14 protein-coding genes are annotated in these 13154 nt (G+C 64.6%); 11 read left to right on the top strand and 3 right to left on the bottom strand.

Translation table 11 applies throughout. The annotated features are described in order from the left end of the window. The first annotated feature begins 51 nt into the window (after positions 1–51). Positions 52–1890 (top strand): DUF2029 domain-containing protein, encoded by a 1839-nt coding sequence (locus BMZ70_RS22440; protein ID WP_092279690.1) that lies wholly within the window; start codon positions 52–54, stop codon positions 1888–1890. 20 nt (positions 1891–1910) lie between these two features. Here the strand turns inward: BMZ70_RS22440 and BMZ70_RS22435 are convergent, their stop codons facing one another. The 3 genes from BMZ70_RS22435 to BMZ70_RS22425 all read right to left on the bottom strand — a co-directional run bounded on the left by BMZ70_RS22435 (position 1911) and on the right by BMZ70_RS22425 (position 4351). Further along, on the bottom strand, positions 1911–2657 hold the full coding sequence (locus tag BMZ70_RS22435; RefSeq protein WP_092279688.1) for a DNA-formamidopyrimidine glycosylase family protein: 747 nt from the start codon (positions 2655–2657) through the stop codon (positions 1911–1913). A 61-nt stretch (positions 2658–2718) separates the two neighbouring features. Next, positions 2719–3432: a site-2 protease family protein gene (locus BMZ70_RS22430; RefSeq protein WP_092279686.1), complete on the bottom strand. Its 714-nt coding sequence runs from the start codon at positions 3430–3432 to the stop codon at positions 2719–2721. Between the two features lie 4 nt (positions 3433–3436). Beyond that, positions 3437–4351, bottom strand: coding sequence for a DUF2167 domain-containing protein (locus BMZ70_RS22425; protein WP_092279684.1), 915 nt, complete (start codon positions 4349–4351; stop codon positions 3437–3439). 147 nt (positions 4352–4498) lie between these two features. On the opposite strand from BMZ70_RS22425, the gene BMZ70_RS22420 reads away from it, so the two are divergent. The 10 genes from BMZ70_RS22420 to ccmI are packed head-to-tail and all read left to right on the top strand — an operon-like array spanning position 4499 to position 13050. After that, complete coding sequence (locus tag BMZ70_RS22420) at positions 4499–6145, top strand: M28 family metallopeptidase (protein ID WP_092280347.1); 1647 nt, start codon at positions 4499–4501, stop codon at positions 6143–6145. 12 nt (positions 6146–6157) lie between these two features. Further along, positions 6158–6868 carry a cytochrome c biogenesis heme-transporting ATPase CcmA gene (gene ccmA, locus BMZ70_RS22415; protein ID WP_092279682.1) on the top strand — a complete coding sequence of 237 codons (711 nt, stop codon included), beginning with the start codon at positions 6158–6160 and terminating at the stop codon, positions 6866–6868. Next, a complete protein-coding gene (gene ccmB, locus BMZ70_RS22410) occupies positions 6865–7521 on the top strand; it encodes a heme exporter protein CcmB (protein ID WP_092279680.1) in 657 nt (218 codons plus the stop codon). The genes ccmA and ccmB overlap by 4 nt, the downstream gene beginning before the upstream one ends. 23 nt (positions 7522–7544) lie before the next feature. Continuing rightward, positions 7545–8291 carry a heme ABC transporter permease CcmC gene (gene ccmC / locus BMZ70_RS22405; RefSeq protein ID WP_092279678.1) on the top strand — a complete coding sequence of 249 codons (747 nt, stop codon included), beginning with the start codon at positions 7545–7547 and terminating at the stop codon, positions 8289–8291. Beyond that, entirely contained in the window at positions 8288–8446 is a 159-nt protein-coding gene (gene ccmD, locus BMZ70_RS22400) for a heme exporter protein CcmD (protein ID WP_092279676.1), read from the top strand. Before ccmC ends, ccmD begins: the two co-directional genes overlap by 4 nt. After that, complete coding sequence (ccmE, locus tag BMZ70_RS22395; RefSeq protein WP_092279674.1) at positions 8436–8873, top strand: cytochrome c maturation protein CcmE; 438 nt, start codon at positions 8436–8438, stop codon at positions 8871–8873. The genes ccmD and ccmE overlap by 11 nt, the downstream gene beginning before the upstream one ends. Then, complete coding sequence (locus BMZ70_RS22390) at positions 8870–10852, top strand: heme lyase CcmF/NrfE family subunit (protein WP_092279672.1); 1983 nt, start codon at positions 8870–8872, stop codon at positions 10850–10852. Before ccmE ends, BMZ70_RS22390 begins: the two co-directional genes overlap by 4 nt. Beyond that, positions 10849–11388, top strand: a complete 540-nt coding sequence (locus tag BMZ70_RS22385) for a DsbE family thiol:disulfide interchange protein (protein WP_092279670.1) — start codon at positions 10849–10851, stop codon at positions 11386–11388. Before BMZ70_RS22390 ends, BMZ70_RS22385 begins: the two co-directional genes overlap by 4 nt. Then, the gene (locus BMZ70_RS22380) at positions 11381–11821 is read left to right on the top strand and encodes a cytochrome c-type biogenesis protein (RefSeq protein WP_092279668.1); all 441 of its coding nucleotides are present in this window, start codon (positions 11381–11383) and stop codon (positions 11819–11821) included. The genes BMZ70_RS22385 and BMZ70_RS22380 overlap by 8 nt, the downstream gene beginning before the upstream one ends. Next, the gene (ccmI, locus tag BMZ70_RS22375) at positions 11818–13050 is read left to right on the top strand and encodes a c-type cytochrome biogenesis protein CcmI (RefSeq protein ID WP_092279666.1); all 1233 of its coding nucleotides are present in this window, start codon (positions 11818–11820) and stop codon (positions 13048–13050) included. The genes BMZ70_RS22380 and ccmI overlap by 4 nt, the downstream gene beginning before the upstream one ends. Positions 13051–13154: the final 104 nt, after the last annotated feature.

Below are 13154 nucleotides of genomic sequence, written 5' to 3'. Positions count from 1 at the left end.
GTTGTCGGTAGAAACTATAATAGCGCCTTTGTCAGCTTCATTATCAAGCGGATGCTTAAATTTATCGATACCCGCCTGGCCGGACTGGATGCGTGGTTCGCGCGCCGCACGGCGTGGCTGCATCGCCCGCGCGCCGGTGCGTGGGCCATTGTGCTGGTCCCAGTGCTGCTGGGCTTGCTGTCGCTGGCCAGCGGCCAGGACGATGGCTGGGACATGCGCAACTACCATCTGTACAACGTGCACGCGCTGCTCAATGGCCGCATCGGTTTCGATTTCTCGCCGGCCGGTTTCCAGAGCTATTTCAATCCCACGCTGGAGCTGCCGTACTACTACCTGAACCAATGGCTGCCGCCGCGCGCGGCCGGTTTCGTGATGGGCGCGCTGCATGGCCTGGCCTTTCTGCTGTTGGCCGGCATCGCCCGCCAGCTGCTGGGCGATGCCGCGCCACGCCGCACCGTGTTGCTGCTGGCCGCCGCCGGCCTGTTCGCGCCGGGCTTCCTCAGCGAGTTGGGCAACACGATGGGCGACAACCTGAGCGCGTTGCCGGCGCTGGCCTCGCTGTATCTGGTGTTGCGCTGCTGGGACGCGTTGCCGCAGTGGCAAGCGCGCGTCGCATGGACCGTGCTGGCGGCCGGCGCGGCGATGGGCGCCAGCGCCGGCCTCAAGCTCACCAACGCGACCTATGCGGTGGCGCTGTGCGCGGCCTTGCTGACGGCGCCGCTGGCATGGTGGCAGCGGCTGCGGCTGGCGCTGGTGTATGGCACGGGCGTGCTGGGCGGCATGGCTATCAGCGGCGGCTGGTGGTTCCTGAAAATGTGGCATACCTTCGGCAATCCGCTGTTCCCGCAATTTAACAATATCTTCCGCAGCCCGCTGGCGCAGGACGGCGGCGTGATCGACGTGTTCTTCCGTCCGCAAGGCTGGATGGAAAACTTGCTGTGGCCATTCATCTTTGCCTTCAACACGCGGCGCGTGTCGGAGATCCCGCTCAAGCTGGCGCTGTGGCCGGTGCTGTATATGGTGCTGGCAGCGCTGCTGGTGGTGTGGCTGCTGCGCCGTTCAGAACGCAAGCTGGCGCCGCGCAGCGCTTTCCTGCTGGTGTTCGTGGCCGTGGCTTACCTGGTGTGGATGCGCATGTTCAGCATCTACCGCTACCTGGTGCCGCTGGAGTTGCTGGCGCCGCTGGCGATCTGGCTGGCGTGGCAGTACATCGCGCCGCAGGCGCAGCGCGTGGCCGGCGTGCTGCTGGCCGCGCTGGCGCTGGGCGTGTTCCCGATTGCGAACTGGGGCCATGCGGAGTGGGCCGGGCAGGCCTTCAGCGCCGAGGTGCCGCCGATCGCCAGGCCGGCCGACAGCATCGTGTTCTTTGCCCAGCCCGACCCGCCGTCCGGCTGGATGGCAACCTTCATGCCGAAGCAGGTGCGGGTGATGGCGCTGGGTACCGGCTTGCCGGAATCGCCGGCCTGGCGTGCGCGCCAGCTGGCCGCCATCGCCGAGCGTCCCGGTCCGCATTACCTGCTGCTGAGCGCCGCCCGCAATGACCGCGACGGCACGCGCCTGCGCAAATTGGCGGTGGCGCAATCACTGGGGCTGACCGACGATGCCGCCGGCTGCGACAAGCTGGAATGGCTGATGAAGCGCGTTCGCCTGCAAGTGGAACTGCGCCGCTTGCCGGCCGGCGGCTGCACCTTCGACCTGCCGCCGCAGCATCGCATCGACCTGGCGGCGCAGGACCGCATCACTATCGCGCAAGCGGCCGACCGGCTGCAGCAATACGGCCTGCAGCTGGATGCCGCCAGCTGCACCACGCACCGGGCGGCGGTGGGCGCCGAGCCGCGTCCCTTCCTGTGGTGCCGCGTCGGCGCAAGGGACCGCACGGCCGCGCAATAGTCGCTACAGCGGTGCGGTGATCACCCGGCTGGCGGGTACTGCTTCTGGCATTTCACGCAAAAGAAGCTGCGGCGCTGGGTCTTGCCCAGATATCCTTTGTGGAAGGGGAGGTCGCAGCGCGGGCAGATGCGTTTGGTGTGCGCCAGCCAGTGCTGTTTGAGCACAAAGGCTTTTTTCCAGCGCAGGAAATCAAAGGCGTACACACGCATCTGCTCCACCAGCTCGCGCTGCTTGGCGGCCGATAGCGCGCCCACCGTGGACAGCGGATGCACGCGGATGCGGAACAGCACTTCGTTCTTGAAGATATTGCCGGCGCCGGAAAACATCTCCTGGTCGAGCGTGGCGTCACACACCAGCATGTCCGGCCGGGCGCGCAGCTTCTTCAGCGCCGCCCTGGCGTTCCACTGATCCGACATCACGTCCGCGCTCCAGTCGTATTGCGCGTCCAGGTCGGGCGGCAGGGTTTTTACCGAGCAGCTGTAGAAATTGAATTCCTCGCCATCGTCAAAGCCCAGGCTCAGGCGCGGCTGCGCGTCCTTGCGTTCATTGATGCGGTAACTGCCAAACATCAGCAAATGAATCCGCAGCGCGCGGTCCTGCAGCTGGATCAGGAAATGCTTGCCCCAGCTGCGCAGGGCGACGATGGACTGCCCTCCCAGCGCCGCATAGTCGACCTCTTTGCTGTTGCCGCTGGCGTGCCTGATGGTGCGGCCGGCGAAACCTTCGGCTTGCTCGCGCAAAATGACGATGGATGGTCCTTCCGGCATGGGCTGCCCCTGAAACGTACAGGCTGCCAGTGTGGGCGCGCTGCCGCGCCCTGACCGTACGCTACTTCACCGAGCCGTCCAGCATATCGTGGACGCTGTAGCTCATCATCGCCAGGAAGGCCACCAAGCCGAGGTACAGCACGCCATAGTTGATGCGCGTGTCGCGTGGCACGGTGTAGTAATCGCCGGCCTTGGCCGGATCGCCCCAGATGGCCTCCTTGAGCTGCGGGTAAGCCAGCACCGCGACCAGGATCAGCATCGGGCTCGGATGATAGAAGAACAGCGCCGCCAGCAGCGGCACGCCGGCCAGCCACACCTTGGGGGAGATGATGGCCGTGATGCGGCCGCCGTCCAGCGGCGAGATCGGAATCAGGTTGAACAGATTGAGCATGCAGCCGGAATAGGCCAGGGCCAGCATCAGGCTGCTGTCGTTGTTGCGCGCGAAGTAGTAGCAGATCATGGCGGCGGCGGTGCCGGCCAGCGGGCCTGCAAAGCCGATGTAGGCCTCGGTCTCGACGTCGTGCGGCTGGTCCTTCAGCGCGATCCAGGCGCCGACAAACGGAATGAAGGTCGGCGCACCGACGTTCAGCCCGCGCTGGCGGGCGGCGACGTAGTGGCCCATCTCGTGCACAAAGATCAGGCCGACGAAGCCGACCGCATAGCGCCAACCATACACCCAGCTATACACCACCATCGAAATCAGCATGGTGCCGCAAGTGGTCAGCAGCTTGCCCATTTTACCGGCCGCCAGCAGCCAGACGATCAGCTTGCCCATCAACTTACTCCGGCTTGCTCAGGTCAACCGCTGCGGCTTTCTCTTCGCGCTTGCGGCCCAGCAGTTTGTAGACCCAGCTGCCGATAGCGGCCACGCCGATCAGGATGATTTTCTTAAAGGCCAGCAGCAAGGCAAAGATCTTGCCGAAGAAGCCCAGCTTGGCTGCGACGCCGCCCGCCACCAGCGCCGCGATGCCGTACTCCGCCACCTTATCGGTGCCGGCGTTGAAATCGCTATAGCGGTTGCCCGGCGTGAAGTCGGTGAAGGCAGTGACTTTTTTCATCTCGGTTTTAACTTGCGCAATCTGGTTCATGCCGGACACGGCGTTGAGGACCAGCACGCCTTCACGGCCCAGCACGCGGATGTTGTAGTTCAAGCCGTTTTCGTTATCGCCTTCGGTATGCAGTTCCTTGGCCCAGTACAGCTTGTGCTGCGACTTGTCATAGCTCGGCTGTTCGGCCCAGCCCACCAGCGTCATCGGCGCGTAGCCTTGTTCCTTGCGGGCCTTGTTATTTTCGATCATGCCTTCCTGGATGTCTTTCAGCAGGTCGGCATAGTTGATCGTGTCGGCGTCGTCATCCTTGACATGGCCGTCCTTGTCATACGTCACCACCACGCCCCAGCCGGCCGCGCTCAGCAGGTTGACGTCGGCCGGGACGATCATGCCCAGCGTCTTCGCGCCCGGCGGATTGCCCCAGCCTTCGCTCAACAGCTTGCCGGCGTCGGCAGGATCCAGATAGCGGAAGGTGGGCGGCAGGTCCAGCGTGGCGATATCGCCCGGCAGCTGGACCTTGCCTTCGCGGAAAGTCAGCGATGACAGGAACTGCTGTGCGCTCATCTTCGGCGCATCGTCGGCGGCGACGGCGGGCAGAATGGCAGCCAGGCTGAGGCAAAGCAGGGCGGTGATCAAACGGCGCATAGAGGGCTCCTTGCAAGAAAGCCTATATCCTACAGGAAATAATTGCAAAGTTGGTAATTACTTATGGCATTGTCGTGATGGTTGATTCGTGGCAGTATGACCGGTCACGATTTTGTGTAACCCACGGAGGCTAGCTTGAAAAAAACCATGCTTGTAATGTCGCTGATCGCGGCGTTTGCAGCGACTGCCGCCCACGCGGCGAACGGTCCTGAGATTGACGCAAAACGTCTGTCGCAGGATGTGAAGGTACTGTCGTCGGACGAATTCGAAGGCCGCGGCCCGAACACCGCCGGCGAAACCAAAACCGTCGCCTACATCATCGAACAATTCAAGGCCGCCGGCTTGCAGCCGGGCGGTGATCTGATCAAAGGCAAGCGCGCATGGACGCAAGACGTGCCGCTGGGCCGTTTTGAAATCAAGGGCCCGGTCAAGCTGACCATCAATGATGGCAGGACCGCGCAGGAACTGAAGCAGGGCGACGACATGGCCGTGCGCGCGGCGATGAACGGTTCGAAGCTGGTCGACTTCAAGAACGCGCCGCTGGTGTTCGTCGGCTACGGCGTGACCGCGCCTGAGCGCAAATGGGACGATTTCAAGGGCCAGGACCTGAAGGGCAAGCTGGCGGTGGTGCTGATCAACGATCCGGACTTCGAGACCGGTGAAGGTGAATTCGGCGGCAAGGCCATGACCTACTACGGCCGCTGGACCTACAAGTATGAAGAGATGGCGCGTCGCGGCGCGCTGGGCACCATCATCGTGCACGAAACCGCACCGGCTTCCTACGGCTGGAACACGGTGAAGAACTCCAACACCAACGTGATGTACGACATCGTGCGCAAGAAGCCATCGGAAGCGCACGCGCCGATGGAAGCATGGATCCAGCGCGACCTGGCGGTGGAACTGTTCAAGCGCGGCGGCCTCGATTTCGAAGCACTGAAGAAGCAGGCGCAAACGCGCGACTTCAAAACGGCGGAGCTGAAAGGCATCACGCTGTCGGCCAACTACGCGGTGGATGCGCAGGTCATCGTGTCGAAAAACGTGCTGGCACGCCTGCCGGGCACCAAGAAGCCAAATGAAACCGTGATCTACAGCGGCCACTGGGACCACCTCGGCGTCGGCCTGCCTGATGCGAAGGGCGACAAGATCTACAACGGCGCCATCGACAACGGCACCGGCATCGCCGCGCTGCTGGAACTGGCGCGCGCTTACGGCAAGGCGCCGGCACCGGCGCGCAGCGTGGTGTTCCTGGCGGTGACGGCGGAAGAGAAAGGCCTGCTGGGTTCCGAGTACTACTCGGCCAATCCGGTGTACCCGCTGGCCACCACTGTTGGCGTGATCAACATGGACGCACTGAGCCCGGTCGGTCCGACCCGCAACTTCACCATCTCCGGCAGCGCCAAGCTGGATCTGCTGGACCAGCTGATCGCCAAGGCCAAGCAGTACAACCTGGCCTACACGCCGGATCCGGTGCCGGAAGCGGGCCACTTCTTCCGCTCGGACCACTTCCCGTTCGCCAAGCGCGGCGTGCCGGCCATTTCGTACGGTTCGGGTAATGACCTGGTGGACGGCGGCGAGGCAGCCGGCCGCAAGATCGAGGAAGCATATGTGACCAACAACTACCATCAGCCATCCGACGAGTGGAGCGCCGACTGGAGCTTCACCGGCATGGCGCACGACCTGGGCATGTTGTACTCGCTGGGCCGCGACCTGGCGGAATCCAAGGACTGGCCTAACTGGTCCAAGGACGCCGAGTTCCGCGCCGCGCGCGACGCCAGCGCCGCCAAGCGCAAGTAAGCTGCCCACGCGATGACGCTGCAAGCCCTCGACCTGTGTTGCGTTCGCGGAGAACGCCGCCTGTTCAAGGGCTTGTCGTTGTCGCTGGAAGCAGGGCAGGCGCTGCGCGTGCGCGGCGCCAACGGCAGCGGCAAGACCACCTTGCTGCGTACTCTCGCTGGTTTGGCGCATGCCGAAGCGGGCGAAGTGCGCTGGCAGGGCCGGTCGATTGCCGCCTGCCGCGATGAATATCATAGCCAGATGATTTACCTCGGCCACGCGGCTGCGGTGAAAGACGAATTGCTGGCATGGGAAAACCTGGTCTACGCCGCGCGCCTGCAAGGCCGCACGCTGGACCGCCGCGCCGCCGAGCAATCGCTGGCCGCGCTGGGCTTGGGCCGCGCGGCGCAACTGCCGGCGCGTTCGCTGTCGCAAGGGCAGCGCAAGCGGCTGGCATTGGCGCGCCTGCATGGCGCGGAAGGCGAAGCCGCACCGCTGTGGATACTGGACGAACCATTCAACGCTTTGGACCAGGATGCAGTGACCGCGCTATGCGCGACGCTGGACCGCCACTTCGCACGCGGCGGCATGCTGCTCTACACCACCCACACCGACCTTGCACTGAATCCGGCGCAAGCGCTGGAACTTAACCTCGACCGCGTCACCGCGCCCGCGCCGCCCGCCGCGACCAAGGCCGCCGTCCGGCCGACCGCTGGCGTCGCGCCGCCGGACGCCGCGCCATGATGACCGCCTTCCTCGGCGTGATTCGCCGCGACCTGCTGCTGGCGATGCGCAACCGCGCGGACGTTCTGTCCTCGGTCTTCTTCTTCATCATCGTCGCCGCACTGGCGCCGCTGGGCCTTGGGCCGGAACCTGCCATGCTGCGCACCATCGGCCCCGGCATGCTGTGGATCGCCGCGCTGCTGGCCTCCATGCTGGCGCTGCACCGCCTGTTCGCACAAGACCATGCCGACGGCACACTGGAACAGATGCTGCTCTCGCCGGAACCCGCCACACTGCTGGTCGCCGGTAAAATCCTCGCGCACTGGCTCACCACCGGCATACCGCTGGTCATCCTCTCGCCGCTGCTGGCGCTGCAATTCGGCCTGCCGGCCGAACAAGTCCTCATCCTGATGGCCAGTCTTTTACTCGGCACGCCCATCCTCAGCCTGATTGGCGCCATTGGCGCGGCGCTGACGCTCGGCGTGCGTGGCGGCGGCGTGCTGATTGCGTTATTAGTTTTGCCACTGTACGTACCCGTACTAATTTTCGGCGCCGGCGCGGCTGTGGCGTCAGATCCACAATCACATTTATTTTTACTGGGAGGCCTGCTGGCAGCCGCAGTGGCACTGGCTCCGTGGGCCACAGCGGCCGCTTTGCGCATTGCCTCTGAGTGAACACTGTTGATACAATGTCCACAATGAATACCAGCCTGCTTTACCGTTACGCCTCTCCACAACAGTTCTATCCACTGGCAGGCAAATTAATCCCGTGGTTCCTCGCACTGGCAGTCCTGCTGACCGCTGCGGGCCTGTACGTCGGGCTGGTACAAGCGCCCACCGACTGGCAGCAGGGCGACTCCTACCGCATCATCTACGTGCACGTTCCCGCCGCCTGGATGTCGATGGTGATCTATCTGGCGATGGCCTTCTGGGCCGGCCTCGGTCTGGTGCTGAACACGCGCCTGTCGTCGATGATGGCCAGCGCCCTCGCGCCGACCGGCGCCATGTTCACCGTGCTGGCCTTGTGGACCGGCGCCCTGTGGGGCAAGCCGACATGGGGCGCGTGGTGGGTGTGGGACGCACGCCTGACCTCTGAACTGATCCTGCTGTTCCTCTACATCGGCTTCATGACGCTGCAATCGGCCATCGCCGATCCGCGCCGGGCCGACCGTGCCGGCGCCGTGCTGGCGCTGGTCGGCGTGGTGAATATCCCCATCATCTACTTCTCCGTCAAATGGTGGAACACCTTGCACCAGGGCGCTTCCGTCAGCCTGACCGCCGCGCCGAGCATGGCCGCCGTGATGCTGACCGGGATGCTGCTGGTGACCTTGGGCGCATGGGCCTACGCCTTCGCCGCCGCCTTGACGCGCCTGCGCTGCATCATCCTCGAACGCGAGAAGCGCAGCGCATGGCTGAAGGCGCAGTATGAGGAGAAGCATGCATGAGCGAATGGCTACACATGGGCGGATACGGCTTGTACGTGTGGGGCTCGATCGGCGCCTCGCTGCTGCTGCCGCTGTGCGAGTATGTAGCTCTGCGCCTGCGCCGCAGCGCCGCGCTGGAACAGCTGAAACATCAACAGGATCACGATGAAACCTAGAACCAAGCGCCTCGCGCTGGTGGCGGCAGGCCTGGCCTTGCTGGCGCTGGCGGCGTGGCTGATCTCGTCCGCCTTCCAGAAGAATCTCGTGTTCTCGGTGACGCCGACCGAACTGCTGGCCAGCCCGGACCGCGCGCGCAACCTGCGCATGGGCGGTTTGGTGGAGAAGGGCAGCTTGCGCCGGGAAGGTGACGGCGTCAGCGTCGACTTCATCATCACCGATATGGTGCAACGGGTGCCGGTGCGCTACAGCGGCATCCTGCCGGACCTGTTCAAGGAAGGTAAAGGCGCGGTGGTGCAGGGCAAGCTGGGCGCCGATGGTGTGTTCGCCGCGACCGAAGTGCTGGCCAAGCACGATGAAAACTATATGCCGCCGGACGCCGCGCGCGCACTGAAAGAGGCCGCCGAGGCCAAGGACAAGAAATGATTCCAGAACTAGGTTCCTTCGCGCTGATGCTGGCGTTTTGCGTCGCGCTGCTGCAAGGCGTCGCGCCACTCTTCGCGTCGCTGCGCGGCCGCGCAACCGGTGCCGCCTCCGTGTCGGGCGCATCGGCTGCCGCGCGCTGGATGGCGCTGGCGCGGCCGGCCGCCTATGCGCAAGCCTTGCTGGTCACCTTCGCCTTCGCCTGCCTGGTGCAAGCCTTCGTAGCCAACGACTTCACGGTGCTCTACGTCGCCTCGCACTCCAACACCTTGCTGCCGCTGTACTACCGCGTCTCCGCCGTATGGGGCGGACACGAAGGCTCGCTGCTGCTGTGGATTCAGATCCTGGTGCTGTGGACCGCCGCCGTCGCGGCGCTGAGCCGCCAGTTGCCGGCCGAAGTAGTGGCGCGGGTGCTGGGCGTGATGGGTCTGATCAGCGTCGGCTTCCTCGCCTTCATCCTGTGGACCTCCAACCCATTTGAGCGCCTGCTGCCCGGCGCGGCCGAAGGCCAGGACCTCAATCCTCTGCTGCAAGACATCGGCATGATCGCGCACCCGCCCTTGCTGTACATGGGCTACGTCGGCTTCTCGGTCGCATTCGCATTCGCCATCGCCGCGCTGATCGGCGGCCAACTGGACGCCGCGTGGGCACGCTGGTCGCGCCCGTGGACGCTGGTGGCGTGGACCTTCATGACGCTGGGGATCTTCCTCGGCAGCTTCTGGGCCTACTATGAATTGGGCTGGGGCGGCTGGTGGTTCTGGGACGCGGTAGAAAACGCCTCCTTCATGCCGTGGCTGGTCGGCACCGCCTTGATCCACTCCCTGTCCGTGACCGAAAAGCGCGGCAGCTTCAAAAACTGGACTGTGCTGCTGGCCATCATGGCGTTCGCCTTGTCGCTGCTCGGCACCTTTCTGGTGCGCTCCGGCGTGCTGACCTCCGTGCACGCCTTTGCCACCGATCCAAAGCGCGGCTTGTTCGTGCTGGTGTTCCTGGCGCTGGTGGTCGGCTCCTCGCTGCTGCTGTACGCATGGCGCGCGCCGCAGGTGGGACTGGGCGGCCGCTTCGCGCTGTTCTCGCGCGAGTCGCTGCTGCTGGTGAATAACGTGCTGCTGGTGGCGGCTGCCGGCACCGTGCTGCTTGGCACCCTGTACCCGCTGTTCCTCGACGCGCTGGGCATGGGCAAGATCTCGGTCGGCCCGCCGTATTTCGAAACTGTGTTTGTGCCGCTGATGGCGCCGATGCTGCTGCTGTTGGCCGCCGGCCCGTTCCTGCGCTGGAAGCAGGCCGGTTTCAAGGACGTGCGCAGCCTGCGCTGGGTTGGCGCGGCAGCCGTGCTGCTGTCGATTGCCGCCGCCATCGCGGTCGGCATGTCGCCGCTGCTGGTGATGGGCCTCGCGCTGGCTGCGTGGATTCTGTTGGGCAGCGTGTGCCACCTGCTGCAGCGCCTGCGCGTGTTTGAAGACAACCGCACGCGCTTCAGCCATCGCTTGTCAACGCTGCCGGGCAGCTACTGGGGCATGCTGATCGCGCACGCCGGTATCGGCGTGTTCGTGATCGGCGTAACGCTGGTGAAGGGCCGCGAGATTTCGCACGATGTGCCGATGCAAAGCGGCGATATCCACCACGTGGGCGGCTACGATTTCCGCTTCGTCGGTCTGCAGGATGTGCAAGGCCCGAACTACTCGGCGGTGCGCGGCACCTTTGACGTAACGCGCGACGGCAAGCATGTGACCACGCTGCTGCCGGAGAAACGCCAGTTCGCATCGGGCGGCATGCCGATGACGGAAGCGGCTATCGATCGCGGTCCGACGCGCGACCTGTATCTGGCGCTGGGCGAGGAGGTCAAGCCGGGTAACTGGATTGTGCGCATCCAGCACAAGCCGTTCGTGGCGTGGATCTGGAGCGGCGCGTTGCTGATCGCGTTTGGCGGTTTGCTGGCGGCGCTGGACAAGCGCTATCGTCTGAAGAAAGGCCGCGCATGAAACGCTTTATTCTGCCGCTGGGCGTGTTCGTCGCGCTGCTGGGATTTTTGTGGGTGGGCTTGCGTCTGAATCCGCGCGAGGTGCCGTCGCCGTTGATCGACAAGCCGGCGCCGGCGTTTGCGCTGGCGCAGCTGCATCTGCCGGAGTGCCAGATCGGCACGCGCGATATGGCGGGGCAGGTGTGGATCCTGAATGTGTGGGCGTCGTGGTGCGTGGCGTGCCGCCAGGAGCATCCGGTGCTGATGGAGATGGCGCGCATGAAGCTTGCGCCTATCGTCGGTTTGAATTACAAGGATGGCCGCGACGAAGGCATCGCCAATTTGCAGCGCGCGGGCGACCCGTATGTGGTGTCGGCGTTCGATCAGGATGGCCGAGTGGGCATCGACTATGGCGTGTACGGCGTGCCGGAGACGTTTGTGATCGATAAGCGCGGCGTGATTCGCTACAAGCAGATCGGCATCCTGACGCCGGAGATTGTGACAGGCACGCTGGTGCCGTTGATCGCAAAGCTGAACAAGGAGGGCGGCAATGGCTAAGTGGATTGCTGCTGTATTGATGACGATCGCGTTGAATGTGCACGCGACTGAAGATCTGGACAAGCGTGCGGCGGCGCTGGAAGAAGAGCTGCGCTGCCTGGTGTGCCAGAACCAGACCATCGCCGATTCACACGCCGGATTGGCGGCAGACTTGCGGCGCGAAGTGCGCGAGCAGCTCGCGCAGGGCAAGTCGGAGCAGGAGGTGCTGGACTTCATGGTGCAGCGGTATGGCGATTTTGTGCTGTATCGGCCGCCAGTGAAGTCGACCACCTGGCTGTTGTGGTTTGGGCCGTTCCTGTTGCTGCTGGCGGGGGCGCTGTTGCTGGTGTCGCGCTTGCGCGCGGCGCGATCGCGCGACGCCGGGCCGCAGCCGTCCGAAGAAGAATTGCAACGCGCGCGTGCGCTGCTGGATAACGACAAGGAGCAGCCATGAACGGCTTTGTATTCGCCGCCGCTGTGATGTGCGTGCTGGTCCTGTGGCTGGTGTTGCGTCCTCTGTTGTCGCGCCGTGACGCGGGCGCCGCGCCGCAAGCCGATCAACTGAATCTGGCCGTCCTGCGCGACCAGTTGCGTGAACTGGAAGCAGACCGCGAACAAGGCAGCATCGACGCCGAAGCCTACACCGCCGCCCGTCGCGATCTTGAACAACGCGTCGCCGAAGACGTGCATCCGGCCGCAACGCCTGCAGTTGCGGGCGCTGTGCCGGTGGCGCGCTGGCAGGCCGTTGCGCTGGCGCTCGTACTGATCGCCGGCTCTGGCGTGTTGTACGCCACGCTCGGCACGCCGCAAGCGCTGGTCGCTCCGGGCGCAGCGCCTGCCGCTGCCGGCCAGGCGCTCGATCCGCACACCAGCAGCGAAGCCGAAGCGATGGTCGCCAAACTGGCCGATCGCATGGCGCGCGAGCCGAATGATCCCAACGGCTGGGCGCTGCTGGCTCGCTCCTACAGCGCAATGGGCCGCTTCGTCGCCGCCAGCGGCGCCTACCAGCGTCTGGTCGCGCTGATCGCGGACGACGCGCAAATCCTGTCCGACTACGCCGACGTCCTCGCCATGACGCAGAACCAGAAACTGCGCGGCGAACCGGAACGCCTGCTGGCCCGCGCCCTGGCTGCCGACCCGAAAAACGTCAAGGCCCTGATCCTGTCCGGCGACGCCGCCTTTGAGCGCACCGATCTCGCATCGGCCGCCGTGCACTGGCAAGCCGCATTGGCCAATGCCACTCCCGGCTCCGAATTCGCCCAAATGGCGCGCGACAACCTGGCCCACATCGGCGCACCGGTAGAAGGCGCCTCCGCCGCGCCATCGCCGGCCGCTGCATCATCGGCCACCGCCGTCAGCGGCCGCGTCGAACTCGATCCGGCGCTGCGCGCGCAAGTGGCCGACACCGACACTGTCTTCATCGTCGCCAAAGCCGCCGACGGCCCGCGCTTCCCGCTCGCAGTGCTGCGCAAACAAGTGCGCGAGCTGCCGCTGCAATTCACACTGGACGACACAATGGGCATGATGCCCGGCGTGAAATTGTCCCAGTTCCCGCAGCTGGTGGTCACCGCCCGCATCTCCAAATCCGGCAACGCCATCGCCGCGCCGGGCGATTTGGAATCGGCTCCACACGCCGCCAAACCGGGTGATGCACAAATACAGTTGCGTATAAGCCCCAAATAGCAAAGATCGCCAAATTTCCCATGCCGGTTAGTGTTAGACTGCCGGCATATAGTTGACTGTTTGCAATCATAGTTGAATAAACAGACACCAGCCCACCGCCAGAA

This window comes from Duganella sp. CF402, from assembly GCF_900109645.1.
Classification (GTDB): domain Bacteria; phylum Pseudomonadota; class Gammaproteobacteria; order Burkholderiales; family Burkholderiaceae_D; genus Rugamonas.
This window is presented reverse-complemented; position numbering and strand designations above follow the sequence as displayed.

What these genes read in the sequence shown, in the direction of transcription:
- ccmC (WP_092279678.1), top strand. Translation starts at nt 7,545, where the DNA reads ATGAATACCAGCCTGCTTTACCGTTACGCCTCTCCACAACAGTTCTAT.
- BMZ70_RS22380 (WP_092279668.1), top strand. Translation starts at nt 11,381, where the DNA reads ATGGCTAAGTGGATTGCTGCTGTATTGATGACGATCGCGTTGAATGTG.
- ccmE (WP_092279674.1), top strand. Translation starts at nt 8,436, where the DNA reads ATGAAACCTAGAACCAAGCGCCTCGCGCTGGTGGCGGCAGGCCTGGCC.
- ccmB (WP_092279680.1), top strand. Translation starts at nt 6,865, where the DNA reads ATGATGACCGCCTTCCTCGGCGTGATTCGCCGCGACCTGCTGCTGGCG.
- ccmA (WP_092279682.1), top strand. Translation starts at nt 6,158, where the DNA reads ATGACGCTGCAAGCCCTCGACCTGTGTTGCGTTCGCGGAGAACGCCGC.
- BMZ70_RS22430 (WP_092279686.1), bottom strand. Translation starts at nt 3,432, where the DNA reads ATGGGCAAGCTGATCGTCTGGCTGCTGGCGGCCGGTAAAATGGGCAAG.
- BMZ70_RS22390 (WP_092279672.1), top strand. Translation starts at nt 8,870, where the DNA reads ATGATTCCAGAACTAGGTTCCTTCGCGCTGATGCTGGCGTTTTGCGTC.
- BMZ70_RS22440 (WP_092279690.1), top strand. Translation starts at nt 52, where the DNA reads ATGCTTAAATTTATCGATACCCGCCTGGCCGGACTGGATGCGTGGTTC.
- ccmD (WP_092279676.1), top strand. Translation starts at nt 8,288, where the DNA reads ATGAGCGAATGGCTACACATGGGCGGATACGGCTTGTACGTGTGGGGC.
- BMZ70_RS22385 (WP_092279670.1), top strand. Translation starts at nt 10,849, where the DNA reads ATGAAACGCTTTATTCTGCCGCTGGGCGTGTTCGTCGCGCTGCTGGGA.
- BMZ70_RS22435 (WP_092279688.1), bottom strand. Translation starts at nt 2,657, where the DNA reads ATGCCGGAAGGACCATCCATCGTCATTTTGCGCGAGCAAGCCGAAGGT.
- BMZ70_RS22425 (WP_092279684.1), bottom strand. Translation starts at nt 4,351, where the DNA reads ATGCGCCGTTTGATCACCGCCCTGCTTTGCCTCAGCCTGGCTGCCATT.
- BMZ70_RS22420 (WP_092280347.1), top strand. Translation starts at nt 4,499, where the DNA reads ATGCTTGTAATGTCGCTGATCGCGGCGTTTGCAGCGACTGCCGCCCAC.
- ccmI (WP_092279666.1), top strand. Translation starts at nt 11,818, where the DNA reads ATGAACGGCTTTGTATTCGCCGCCGCTGTGATGTGCGTGCTGGTCCTG.